Annotated in this window: 11 protein-coding genes; 8 read left to right on the forward strand and 3 right to left on the reverse strand. The window is 47.0% G+C overall.

Annotated elements, in window-relative coordinates; all coding sequences use genetic code 11:
• The first annotated feature begins 240 nt into the window (after positions 1-240).
• The 3 genes from CWB99_RS05610 (at position 241) to CWB99_RS05620 (ending at position 2,448) form a co-directional block, all read left to right on the forward strand.
• Positions 241-1,410: a PQQ-binding-like beta-propeller repeat protein gene (locus CWB99_RS05610; protein WP_138550979.1), complete on the forward strand. Its 1,170-nt coding sequence runs from the start codon at positions 241-243 to the stop codon at positions 1,408-1,410.
• 247 nt (positions 1,411-1,657) lie between these two features.
• Complete coding sequence (locus tag CWB99_RS05615; protein ID WP_138550980.1) at positions 1,658-2,029, forward strand: hypothetical protein; 372 nt, start codon at positions 1,658-1,660, stop codon at positions 2,027-2,029.
• 47 nt (positions 2,030-2,076) lie between these two features.
• Complete coding sequence (locus CWB99_RS05620; RefSeq protein ID WP_138550981.1) at positions 2,077-2,448, forward strand: DUF4440 domain-containing protein; 372 nt, start codon at positions 2,077-2,079, stop codon at positions 2,446-2,448.
• Positions 2,449-2,556: 108 nt separating this feature from the next.
• Here the strand turns inward: CWB99_RS05620 and CWB99_RS05625 are convergent, their stop codons facing one another.
• Entirely contained in the window at positions 2,557-3,741 is a 1,185-nt protein-coding gene (locus CWB99_RS05625) for a cellulase family glycosylhydrolase (RefSeq protein WP_138550982.1), read from the reverse strand.
• Positions 3,742-4,067: 326 nt separating this feature from the next.
• Between CWB99_RS05625 and CWB99_RS05630 the strand changes: the two genes are divergently transcribed.
• The 4 genes from CWB99_RS05630 (at position 4,068) to CWB99_RS05645 (ending at position 7,101) form a co-directional block, all read left to right on the forward strand.
• Positions 4,068-4,265: a glutathione S-transferase N-terminal domain-containing protein gene (locus tag CWB99_RS05630; protein WP_138550983.1), complete on the forward strand. Its 198-nt coding sequence runs from the start codon at positions 4,068-4,070 to the stop codon at positions 4,263-4,265.
• A gap of 112 nt (positions 4,266-4,377) precedes the next feature.
• Entirely contained in the window at positions 4,378-4,680 is a 303-nt protein-coding gene (locus CWB99_RS05635) for a DUF2809 domain-containing protein (protein ID WP_212748499.1), read from the forward strand.
• A 275-nt stretch (positions 4,681-4,955) separates the two neighbouring features.
• A complete protein-coding gene (gene glf / locus CWB99_RS05640; protein WP_138550984.1) occupies positions 4,956-6,074 on the forward strand; it encodes a UDP-galactopyranose mutase in 1,119 nt (372 codons plus the stop codon).
• A 4-nt stretch (positions 6,075-6,078) separates the two neighbouring features.
• Positions 6,079-7,101: a beta-1,6-galactofuranosyltransferase gene (locus CWB99_RS05645; protein WP_138550985.1), complete on the forward strand. Its 1,023-nt coding sequence runs from the start codon at positions 6,079-6,081 to the stop codon at positions 7,099-7,101.
• 61 nt (positions 7,102-7,162) lie between these two features.
• On the opposite strand, the gene CWB99_RS05650 is transcribed toward CWB99_RS05645, so the two are convergent.
• Both CWB99_RS05650 and CWB99_RS05655 read right to left on the reverse strand, forming a co-directional pair.
• Complete coding sequence (locus tag CWB99_RS05650; protein WP_138550986.1) at positions 7,163-9,736, reverse strand: reprolysin-like metallopeptidase; 2,574 nt, start codon at positions 9,734-9,736, stop codon at positions 7,163-7,165.
• 356 nt (positions 9,737-10,092) lie between these two features.
• Positions 10,093-10,488, reverse strand: coding sequence for a hypothetical protein (locus CWB99_RS05655; protein ID WP_138550987.1), 396 nt, complete (start codon positions 10,486-10,488; stop codon positions 10,093-10,095).
• 545 nt (positions 10,489-11,033) lie between these two features.
• On the opposite strand from CWB99_RS05655, the gene CWB99_RS05660 reads away from it, so the two are divergent.
• Positions 11,034-11,795, forward strand: a complete 762-nt coding sequence (locus tag CWB99_RS05660) for a substrate-binding periplasmic protein (protein ID WP_138550988.1) — start codon at positions 11,034-11,036, stop codon at positions 11,793-11,795.
• Positions 11,796-12,083 lie beyond the last annotated feature (288 nt).

Genomic DNA, 12,083 nt, shown 5'->3' on the forward strand with positions numbered 1-12,083 from the left:
TTTTTTAAAATCACTTCAGCAGGCATCAATCCGGCAGGCTTGCTGAGGATTCAAAGTTACAAATTGCTCCAGTTGCTGGCGCTCATTGCTGCTGCCAATCCATTAGCAAGTCGTCAATTACTAAAAATAAAAGTAATTTAATGAGTACGTTAAGGATCTTTAAGAAGGTTTCAGAGTGCTTTCAGGACTTTCGTACGTGCTGTGTTCCAGTGTGATTGCAAACCACATAAGGAGAACACCATGAATTCAGTAAAAACACTTCAACAATTTGGATTGGCCAGTTTATTACTTGCCGGGCTCAGCCATGATGTCGCTCAGACTGCACTTGCTGCCAGTGGCGATTATCTGTTTAGTTATCAGGTGAAAGGAGAAAACTGGGGAGGCATTACGCTGCGCGACCATACCGCATATTTTGGCAGTGATGATGGCCACCTTTATGCCCTGAATATTGACCGACCCAAACTTGCCTGGTCGTTTAAAACGGGTGGCCTGGTGCGTTCAAAGCCGACTATAAAAAATCATCAGATCTTTGTAAGCAGCGATGATGGTTATCTTTATGCGCTCAATCGCTGGCAGGGGAAGTTATTGTGGCGCACCAGTCTGAATGATGCAGATGTAGAGCGCATTTTACCAGCTAATCATGCGCCATGGGAGTTTGACTATACCAAATCCAGTGCGCTGGTCCACGGTGATAAAGTCTTTATCGGTAGTGGCGATGGTCAGCTTTATGCGCTTTCGCGATTTTCTGGTGAGGTCCTTTGGCACTTTAAAACCCAGGGTAAAATTCGTACCACACCAGCACATTACAACGGCTTAGTGTTTGTCAGCAGCTGGGATGGCTCGGTGTATGCCCTGAACGCGCAAAGTGGTGAACGGGTTTGGCAATATGAAACCAAAGGCGCGCTGACTTCCAGCCCACTGGTGGTGGACGATGTGCTGGTGATAGGCTCTCGGGACACCCATCTGTATGGACTGGACCCAAACAGTGGTGCGCTGCTATGGCAACAAGCGTATCCGGGCGGTTCCTGGGTTGAGTCATCGGCAACAGCCGCCGCAGATGGTGAGCACTTTTATATCGGCAGCTCAGATTCCAACTTACTCAATAAGTTTCATGCCAGAAGTGGTAATCTGATCTGGCAATTTGAAACCGGAGGCTGGAGCTGGGGGCAGCCGGTTGTGAGCAATGGCACTGTGTATATCGGTGCGACAGGCCATGATGAACCCGGCTGGTATGAGACCAAGCGCGGCTTCTTTGCTGTAGATGGTCAGACCGGCCAGCAGCAATGGCAGTATCAACCTGAAGCCATAGATGGGTTTGTACACGGCGGTGTTTATGGTGCGCCGGCTGTGGGTTATGGCAAAGTGATAGTGCCGGACCTGGATGGTTATGTGCATGTTTTTGAAGAGTAAGCTGCTATTGCAATCTTGAGTTTCAGGCCCTGAACCGCCTTGTTCAGGGCTCAATTCTGTGAAGGCAGCGGAGATAAGGCCGCAGTCTGGTAGTGTTTATACCTGTATCTCAGTTTGGTGTATTAAACCATGGGTCAAACCAATGCTGGACCTGTTTTGGGTTTTCTTTATAATCCACTTAATTGTAGAAAATAGAATACGCAGAGGATGCAATATGAGTGTGAGTGTTTTCAGGACGATAGTACTTGTGAGTTGGTTGACCCTGGTTATTACCCTCCTTCACGCAATTTTGAGTCCGCCAGATTTACCTCCATTGCTAGCCGAATATGAGGCGCACACTCAGAAAATGGCATTGACGGCACTTGACTGGATTGCCAGTGTGCTTGCTGTTGCAGGATTAGCTGCTAGTGTGTCTTTACTTATCTTTTCTAACATTGGACGTTGGGTTTACGCTGTGAGTATGCCCGCAGTGTACTTACTCGGGTTCTTTGGTACAGACTTTTTTGTGTCATCCAGTGCTCAGGACGCACTATTTGCAGTTGAAGCCATGTTGACTGGCATGATCCTGTGCCTGAGCTTTTTCTCTGATGTAAGCCAAAATTTTACCCGCAGTGCTTAAACTATGTTATTGAGTAAACGGGTGAGGTGAGTACACAAGGCAGCAATATGGGAAAGTTAATTGCACAGGAAATAGCGTTACACCAGTATGAAACAAGGCAAAACCGCGCTGCCATAGAACGCCTGCTACATGTCGACTTCTCTGAGGTGGGTATGTCGGGCACCTGTTACAACTTAGATTCTATTGTTGCCATGATGGGCAGCGAAACGCCGTCAAAATTGAGCGTGCATTCGCAAAATTATCACTGCAATGAATTGGCTCCGGGCGTACATTTATTACGTTACCAATCTGCGCTGGTCGATAAAGGGGGTAAGGCGTCTGATTTTGCGCAGCGTTGCTCGGTCTGGGTGTTAGAGGGTGATAAATGGCAGCTGAAATATCATCAGGGCACAGCCTGTGCGCCCTTTGAGTTGGTTTAGCTGAAATAAGTGTGATTACCAAGCGATTTTGACGTAATCACACTATTGCAGTTTAGCTGAACCCTCCAAAAGAGCGCTGTCTGCTAAATCACAGACAGTGTCATATTGCTATCTTCCTTCTTCTATCCAGCCCTTGACCCAGGTGCCTGCTTCTTTGAGCTGGCTGTCGACAAAGTTCTGAGTGTTACAGGTTCCTTTTTTCCAAACTGCGCCACTGCGAAAATCGTCGGAATAGTTCCAGTTGGTCCAGCTGATCTTTTTACGTTTCATCAGGTCTATGTACTTTTGTGAACTGATTAAGTCGTTCGGGCCGTCACCATCGTAGTTTTGAGTGCCCCATTCACTGACAAAAACCGGCAACACATCGGATGCCTGATCTAACACTGAGCGGTGGTAGTCTTTATGCGATGCCGCGTAAAAGTGGAAAGTGTACATGATGTTGTCGAATGGTACTGGATCATTAATTACGTCCTGTACGCTTCCCCCCGTTGAGGCGCCAAAGGTTGACCAACCATGTGTCCCTATCAGGATCAGTGCATCAGGTTGGATAGCGCGGATCACCGGAATAATTTGCTCACTATAATGGCGAACTTCTGGCCAGCTGACGTCGTTTGGTTCATTGGCGATATCGTAAATCACATTGTTCCGGTTTTTGTTAGCACTGACAACGTCCGTGAAAAACTGCTTGGCCAGCGCCAGATTATAGTTCGGATCGCCCGGGTTGAGTTGATGCCAGTCAACCAGTACATACAAGCCGCGCTGGCTTGCCATGTCAATCAGGGTATTCATTTGCTGCGTGAATCCAACCGGGTCGGTCTCATAGCCGCCTTCTTGCACGTACAAGCTAAGACGCACGATATCAGCTTGCCAGTCCTGCGCCAGTACATCCAGCGAGGCATCGGTCAGGCACTTATTAAGCCCATACCATTGCAGGCCATGGCTGCTCATGCCGCGCAACTGGATCTTTTCTTGCTGTTCACTACACAGGCCGGTCCCGCAGACGCTCAGCTTGCCATATCGTTCAACGGGCGTAATGCGATTACCCGAATCGCAGCGACCCAGGTATTGCCAGGCTGAGCTGGTGCCCGGCTCCGAGCGGGTCCACCAGTTTGCACGATAGAGTTTGTTCTGATGTTGCATTTTGTCATTGGTATTGGCATGGCTGGGGTTGCCTTGCCAGTCTGTTTGTGTCCAGTCTGGGTAGGCATTAACGCCCTGGCAGCTTGCTGCATGCGCCTGGCTGAATGCCAACCCGGCTGTGAGTGAAATTGCGATCAAATGTTGATAACTCATAATAATGCTCCTTTACATGTGTTGGGTCTGCCGGGATCTGCTGCGTATCAGAATCGATGCAGGTATTAAATCGCCAGCGGACCTTATCCAACATAACTGAGATTGAGCGCACTGAGATTAGACTTTGGTCTAGGTTTGATCGTTAAGTATTGCAATTAGATAGATGTGTGTTATCCGGCCACCAATATGCTGCTCTAACGGCAATCTGAGTGTTTGTGTCAGAATCAGCAAGGCGATGTTTTGATATTAATTGATGGACCTCTAAAGGGTATGGCTATAATCTTGTATCCTCTCGGCTTAGAGAATTAAAACAAAAAAGGAATGTCGTGAAGTTATATGGTCGTACTACCTCATTTAATGTTCAAAAAGTGCTCTGGCTTCTTGATGAGTTAGGGTTGGAATATACACATATTGAGCTGCCTCAGCGAGTGAGTAAGTGGTATAAAGTCCTTCAACAGCGCGCCAGTTATCAGAAGTGGGTCATGAGTGATTTTACCGAGCTAAAGGCCCGGGAAGACTATTAAAGACAATGAACCGGGTCATTATCAAGCGCAATGTTGCGCTATATCTTAGCCTTTTCTTGATGACGATTCTCCTGGGCTCCTCTCTCGAGCTTCATTTGTTGAGTTGCCGAAGTTGCTCGCGCTTTATGCAGGAGACACACTGTGGGCCATGATGGTGTTCTGGTTGTTCTGCTGTATTAAGCCCGCGGCACGCACCCGAGTCATTATCTGTCTGGCTTTGGTATTTTCTTTTTCTATTGAATTCTCTCAGCTATATCAGGCGCAGTGGCTCAATGATATCCGCCATACCCGACTTGGTGCTCTGGTGCTGGGTTTTGGTTTTAAAGTTAGCGATCTGGTGTGTTACTCGGTGGGTATTTTTAGTGCCGCGGGCTTGGATTGGTGGTGCTTTCGCAGGCAAGTGCAATCGGTCTAAAAAAAGCCGTTTTTTCTGCATCAGGTTTGCGAATTAACGGTCTGTTAATAGCGCGGGCGCCCAGGTTTTCTGCACCGTTACAGTTACTGTTGGTTACAAATGGTGATTGGTTTATTCCAATGAAAGTGAAGGCAGATTAAAATTTGCCACATTAGTGCTTATATCGGCACGTATTTTCGAATTTCCTCTGTTTCGCTTAATCATTTCTTCACTTTTTCTGATATAGTTTTGCGCTTACGATAGAGCCCAAGACCGATTCAAAAAGGCAAATTTAAATGAATGAAGCTCAATACGACTACCTGATTGTTGGTGCAGGCCTGTTTGGCGCTGTATTTGCGAGAGAAGCAACCGATCAGGGCAAGAAAGTACTGGTGATTGATAAGCGCAATCACACTGGCGGAAATATCTACTGTGAACAGGTAGAAGGGATCAATGTGCATAAGTACGGTGCGCATATTTTTCATACCAGTAATCAGCAGGTATGGGATTATGTCAATCGTTTTGTGTCGTTTAACCATTACGTCAACTCGCCTGTCGCAAGGCATGAAGACAAGCTCTATAACCTGCCTTTTAATATGAATACGTTTTACCAGTTGTGGGGAGTGACCACACCACAACAGGCAAAAGACAAAATTGCTCAAGAGCGTGCGCCTTATGCCGATTTGTCGCCTAAAAATCTGGAAGAGCAGGCGTTATTTTTAGGCGGTCGTGATCTCTATGAAAAGCTGATCAAAGGCTATACCGAAAAGCAATGGGGCCGCCCGGCCACTGAGATACCTGCTTTTATTATTAAGCGACTTCCTTTTAGATTCACATTTGATAACAACTACTTTAACGACCGCTACCAGGGGATCCCGATTGGGGGCTACAATGCCCTGACTGATGCGCTGCTTGACGGAGTAGAAGTTAAAACGGGTGTCAATTACTTTGAAGATGCCGAGAAATACAACCAGTTGGCAGATAAAGTACTGTACACAGGTAAAATTGATGAGTTCTTTGAGTGTCAGTTTGGCAAGCTGGAATATCGCAGTTTACATTTCGAAACGGAAGTGCTGGACGAAGAAAACTACCAGGGCAATGCCGTAGTCAATTACACTGAGCGGGATGTGCCTTACACACGTATCCTGGAGCACAAGCACTTTGAATTTGGTACTCAGGAAAAAACCGTGGTCACCAAAGAATATCCGCATGAGTTCAGTAAAGACAATGAGCCTTACTACCCAATCAACGACGACACCAATAATGCCTTGCTGGCTCGTTATCAGGAACTGGCAAAGACAGCGCCGTATGCAGATAAGTTTATTTTCGGCGGCCGTCTGGCGGACTACAAATATTATGATATGGATGACACCATTGAGGCGGCACTCGCGCTAACCAGTAGGGAATTGGCATAACATCATGAGTCATAAAGTTTATATCGCAAGAAACTATCGTTCTAAGTTTGATGCCGCGGGTAAAGCCAAGATGGATTGCGAAACCATCCTGGAGAACAATGGCTGGAAAAACATTGGTTTCAAACAAACCTGGATCGCAAATTCGGTGCTGGGTACCTTGATCAGTGCGCTGGGTGTCAGCTGGGCCTTGTTGAGGCTGAAATCGGGTAGTACCGTGTGTCTTCAGTACCCGTTTAACAAGTTCTATGGTTATTGTTTGTGGGGCGCCAAGCTTAAAAACAGCAAAGTGCTGACGCTGGTACACGATGTGCGCAGCCTCAAGGGCAAATATGGTCACTCTGAAAAAGAGATCAATATGCTCAATAAATCGGATCAGCTGATTGTACACAACGACAAGATGCGCGCCTGGTTTGAAGAGCAGAATATTCAGAGTGAGATCACCAATATCGAAGCTTTTGATTATCTGCACACGGATAATCCGGATGCGCAGCGTACGCCAACGGACTACGACAAAATTCGCGTGGTCTTTGCCGGTAATATGGGGCCGTTTGTCTATGAGCTGGATGCCCTGGAGCGTGGCAACTTTAAGTTTGATCTGTATGGTGTTGGTTATGATGAGAAGAAAGTTAAGAACATCAACAATACCATGCTGGACTACAAGGGGTGTTTCCCATCAGATAAAGTGATCGATCACATTGATGGAGACTTTGGTCTGGTTTGGTATGGTAACACACTGGATACCTGTGATGGTGTGACGGGTCAGTACCTTAAGTACAATAATCCGCATAAACTGTCGCTGTATTTGCTGTGTGAAATGCCGATCATCATCTGGGATAAAGCGGCTATGGCCGATTTTGTCGAAGAGCAAGGGATAGGCTTCAAAGTGAGTTCACTGCGTGACATTAAAACCCGTCTTGCAGAGCTGACGCCGGAGCAAATTGACCAGATGAAGCAAAATGTGCAGCGCGTTAAAGCGGATGTACAGTCCGGGCAATATTTAACACGTGCACTGGAAAGACTGTCCTAAGCAGGACAGTCTTATATGAATCATGGCCAGAGCATTTTTATGCTGCTGGCCACTTCTGCGATTAACGGCGGCGTCTTCTGCCGAATAATAACAGGGCACTTAGCATCGCCCAGGGGCCGAATGAGCCTGAATCGTCATCGTCTTTGTCACCTCCGCCGTTATCCGGATTGGGGTTGTCTTTTACTGTCACCGTAACGGTCGCAAAATCGCTGCCATCTTGTCCATCCTCGATATCGTAACGGAAGGTCTCGGTGCCTGAAAACCCGACAGCCGGGGTATATACCAAGGCATTGCCACTGATAGTCACCTGACCCTGACCACGATAGTCGACTGTGCTGATCTTCAGCGCATCGCCATCCACATCCTGGTCGTTGTCCAGTACTGGCAGCGAATTATTCTTAGAATCAAAATCAAGGGTATAGGTATCGTTTTGCGCTTCAGGTGCATCGTTGACAGGTGTAACCGTGACTCTGAGTGTAAACGAGGCACTGGTCAACGAACCACTGGAGACTGTAACAGGCACGTTCAGTTGGCCATGAAAATTGCTCGCCGGCGTAATAGTGTTACCCGTTACCTGATAGTTTTGCCTGCCGGATAAAGTGAGGGTATCTAACGTCATAGCCTGGGCTAATATCAGATCGTCGGGTTTTATTTGTATGCTGCTGTCTTCTGTGAGGCTCAGGGGCTTCTGTCCTGTGATCACAGGTGCAACATCGCCAGATGCGTCGGCATTGACGCTAAAGTTGCCCGTATTGACCGCAAAAAAGATATTGTCGTGGCATTTTACCTGAATTCGCGCCTGCTCAGTGCTGATGTTGCTAAGCTGTACCTCAGACTGGCCAGAGTTGGGAATACGTTTGGCCAGTTCAATGTCAAATGTCTTACCGCCGTCTTTGGAAAGCAATATATCGACATTTTCACAGGAAACGGGCGCACGCTCAGTGCCTGCTGTGTGCCACTTTACCAGTTGCGTATTACCGTGCCACTGGCTTGAGCTGTCAGGTAAGGTGACCGCAAAGCCTTGTTCATTACCAACCACAGAGACTTGCATTGCATCATCACTGACACCTCCCTGACCATCTCTGACAACCAGCCGAAAATCGAGTTTGCGGGTTGTGGTTGCATAGGCTTCGCCGAAGCTCGGCTGGCCAGACAGTATGTCTGCCATTTTTGGCAATGTGCGTTGTGGTGCGCTGTGCGGATTAAAGGCTCTGAAAAGAGGACGTTTACCATCATCAATACTGTCGTCTGCTTTACTGGCCGACGCTCCGCCCAGGTTAAACTGTTGCCAGCTGTAGCTGAGTGTGTCCTGTGCTTTGCCTGTCGCGCTGCCGGTGAGGGTAAAAGGTGTACGGGCCGGAATGGTGTAGTCGGCACCCGCGTTTACTTCGGGGCGTGAATTACCGCGCTCCTTATGCACACCACAGTTTTTGCCTGACGATATCCTGGCGTAACGATTCATCTGATCCAGAGAGTGAATATGAAAATAAGGGTCTGAATTGGGCTGAAGATCCTGCTCGTCACAAATGCCGGTATAGCCCATGATGGTAGAGCCACTGCCCGGTTCATAGGCACTGTTTTCAGCCCGATTACCGCCGCACGCGCCGGCTTCGCCATTAAAGGTATGATCTGCCCCCAGCTGATGGCCTATCTCGTGGGCAACATAATCTATGTGAAAGGCATCGTTGGTTGGCGCTTCGCTACCTGTGATCCCCTCGGCCTTCAGTTCAGTACAGACCACTTCGAACCCGGCGAGACCGCCACCACCTGTGCCTACCAGATGGCCTATGTCATAGTTGTCGGTACCAATTCGGGTATTAATCTGTTCAGTGATCTTATCGATGTCTTCATCCGTGTTGGCGAATGGGTCTGTATCGGGGTCGAGAAAAAGCAACTTGTCATTGTCGGCAACCAGCTCAAACTTAATGGCCAGGTCGCGTTCATAAACATCATTGATGCGATTGAGCATAGTGACCACGGCGGCCAGCGTTTTTTCTTTGGTGCCGCCATGAAAGCGAGCGTATTCGCCAGTGGTAGCAACGGCTATGCGGTAAGTGATCTGTGTGTTTGGTATGGCTTGTGGTGTGTTGTTTTGGGCAGCTTGTTCGAGCAGATGGCGCTGATGCAAGTCACTCTTGTGTTTTCTGGGGGCGTGCTGTTTGAACGCTTTTTTACTCAGAGCCTGGCTGTTGTCATGGTAGCTGCGGTAATGGTGTTCGCCCGATTGGGGTTGTGGGTCCAGATACACCTGCTGTCCCTGATGGTTAAATACACCATAGAAACCGTGTGGTCCCAAATCGAAACGGCCAGAATGAGCAGGATTACCTTTCTCATGTCCACGGAAAGTTTTAATCCCCGGATACTTACCAGCCAGCTCCGGTGCCATAACCTGACTTGGTCTTACAATAAACTCAACCAGTTCACCGTTAGGTAAGGGGAGCATCAGCTCAATAGTCTGCGCTTGAGTCAGCTTTTCAAGCTGCGATGAAAGCGCATGATGATCCAACAGATAGTGACGCTGGGCGCTTTGTGTCGTAGTCCGCTGTTGCTCCAGAGTATGCCACATAGCGGGCGAGGCCAGTGCCGAAGTACACATAAATTGTGACAAGGCCAGTGCAATAAGGTGTTTTTTCATAATTGTATCCCATTGATATGCTTCAATAGAACTGTAACTGGTTAGATGGGGTTGCGGGGTATCAGATTGTCTGGCTTTTGTAGCAGTGCTGATACATATTGAGCTGCGCTATTCGTTTACTCTTAAAGGGCGTATCAGAGCATGCTCTCACCCTGAGAAACCGACTGGCGAAGATGTTGGGGTTTCTTAACGTTTGGCGTGGTAGGGACGTTAATTAAACGAATTTAATGGACACATCCAGGGCTGAATGCGAAGGCTGCTTCTCGTGTGAAAAGCAGCCCGTTAAGTCTTCAGAGCAAAGCGCGATGCCGAACTTTCGGCGAAGTTAATTTACTCCAAATGGGTATAGGTTTAGCTTAGTAAACCGTTACATAGTTCACGTTGACTGCCCCTTCGTGGAACAGCTGGTTGAACTGATGGTAGTCCACATCAATCTTGACCATGGCATAGTCTGTTTCCAGTGAGTAATCTCCGCCAACGGAGCGAGAATAAGTGCATTCAGTTTGTGCATACAAGTAAACGGGCGAAGCGGGCTGCGCAAAGTAGTTAATTACATGCTGATTACACCCTTGCAGGCGATATCCTGACTCCAGTAGCTGAGCTTTAATCTCCTGATACTGTCGGCCATATTCAATTACTTCATCGACACTGGCATATCCCGCTCTGACAGGCGCGTGCTCGACTGGTGCGACCGCGGCAATTGCTGTTGTGCTTGCAAGTGAGAGTAATGTAACAAGTAACGCGTTTTTCATGGTTAAATTTCCTTTTTGATAGATATTAGTCAACCCGTTTCCTGCGCGTCATTCGAATCATACGCACGTTGAAACAGCTTGATACAAGTCACTGTAGTCAGGCAGACATCTGTGTTTGCCTTGCCCTGCCACAGCTGAAGAAAACCAATGGGGTATCTGCCCCTGTGTCTTTCTTAGGACCAATGTTGGTACATTATCATGAAACTTATGTTTCGATAAATAGACGAAATAAAGAAAGTTTTATTTATATAATTTTATTTAAGTGCAAAAATCATTCAATTTAACCTCGATTGTTGACTTTGATAGTTTGTATGTGTGCGTTCACTTACTATGCGAGGCCGTTTAATGAATATTTTCATATTTAACCTTGCTTTGTCTTATGCAGATAACTTGAATACCCAATGTTTGTATTACATTTTGTTTATAAAATTTTGCCTAAGCGCGTTGCTTAACTAAGCTTAAGATCTGTCTTGTGCAAAATTAAGTGCCTATTGTCATGCTTATATTTCGAAACCTTCGGGTTTGCTTCGCTTGAGCACGTTACAATGCGTGCAGTAACCCAAAACGCGGTGCACTATTGGCTACTGATGTTGGCCTTATTGTCGGCAAGTGTTCAGGCCGAGCGTTTCTCTGTTCTGGTCTATCATGGTGCCAACCCACCTTATAATTATCTTGAAAAGGGAGAGCAGGCCGGGATCTTCAAGGATATTTTTGATCGCATTGGTGAGTTAACCGGCCACGAGTTTGAGTTTGTTCTGCTATCCGTTGCCCGGGGACATAAATCTTTTGAGTCTGGTGAAATTGATATTGAGCCTGGTGTGAATCCTAGCTGGCGTCAAAGCTCTAGAGTGCCCGGTATTTACAGTATCGACTACGCCTTCTCACGGGAAGTTGTGTTGGGGCGTAAAGAGGCGAATTCTACACAGCAACCTGAGTCATTTTATGGCAAGGTCATGGGGCGTGTGAGAGGTTATCGCTACGGACCATTTGAGCGACATTTTGGCCCCGGGAAAATTGCAGTGTACGACAATATTTCGGAAAGAGAATTGTTAGTTCAGCTGGCACATACCCGCCTTGATTATATCATGATCGGTGATGTCACTGCGGCTTACTACATTGCAAACTATCCTGCGTACAGAGGTTTTAAGGAAGTCTATGAAATAAGTAAGTTACCCGTCTCTATGCGCATTCAACCAAAAAGAGCAGAATTAAAACGAGAAATAGACCAGGCATTAAGACACATGCTGGAACAAGGTGAGATAACTCAGATTTACCACAAATATGGCATTACTATGCTCCCGCTTTGATTTGCGCCTGCCCATCTAGCATCAAGCTCCCTTGTTTGCCAGGCTGGCATTTTCACGCTGCTTCTAAGCGATTCTTGTCTCAGAGAACATGCACTTAAGTCATTGTAAATTAAAACGTTCCAAAAGCGTTGGTCGTCATTTTGATGAAATTATAGTGCAATCAATTCTACGCAGCACTGTAAAATGTTTGTTACATTTAAGTGTTTAAAATACAAACTAATGATCAGCGACTGGCTAAATTTTTCACTGGTCGTGCCAGTTGTTTTTTCACCATGATTATTGATTTTT

The sequence above is a fragment of the Pseudoalteromonas rubra genome, from assembly GCF_005887095.1.
In the GTDB taxonomy this organism is placed as follows: Bacteria; Pseudomonadota; Gammaproteobacteria; order Enterobacterales; family Alteromonadaceae; genus Pseudoalteromonas; species Pseudoalteromonas rubra_E.

Excerpts from the sequence above, each read along its gene's own strand:
- CWB99_RS05610 (WP_138550979.1), top strand. The coding sequence starts at position 241 with ATGAATTCAGTAAAAACACTTCAACAATTTGGATTGGCCAGTTTATTA.
- CWB99_RS05620 (WP_138550981.1), top strand. The coding sequence starts at position 2,077 with ATGGGAAAGTTAATTGCACAGGAAATAGCGTTACACCAGTATGAAACA.
- CWB99_RS05625 (WP_138550982.1), bottom strand. The coding sequence starts at position 3,741 with ATGAGTTATCAACATTTGATCGCAATTTCACTCACAGCCGGGTTGGCA.
- glf (WP_138550984.1), top strand. The coding sequence starts at position 4,956 with ATGAATGAAGCTCAATACGACTACCTGATTGTTGGTGCAGGCCTGTTT.
- CWB99_RS05645 (WP_138550985.1), top strand. The coding sequence starts at position 6,079 with ATGAGTCATAAAGTTTATATCGCAAGAAACTATCGTTCTAAGTTTGAT.
- CWB99_RS05650 (WP_138550986.1), bottom strand. The coding sequence starts at position 9,736 with ATGAAAAAACACCTTATTGCACTGGCCTTGTCACAATTTATGTGTACT.
- CWB99_RS05655 (WP_138550987.1), bottom strand. The coding sequence starts at position 10,488 with ATGAAAAACGCGTTACTTGTTACATTACTCTCACTTGCAAGCACAACA.
- CWB99_RS05660 (WP_138550988.1), top strand. The coding sequence starts at position 11,034 with ATGCGTGCAGTAACCCAAAACGCGGTGCACTATTGGCTACTGATGTTG.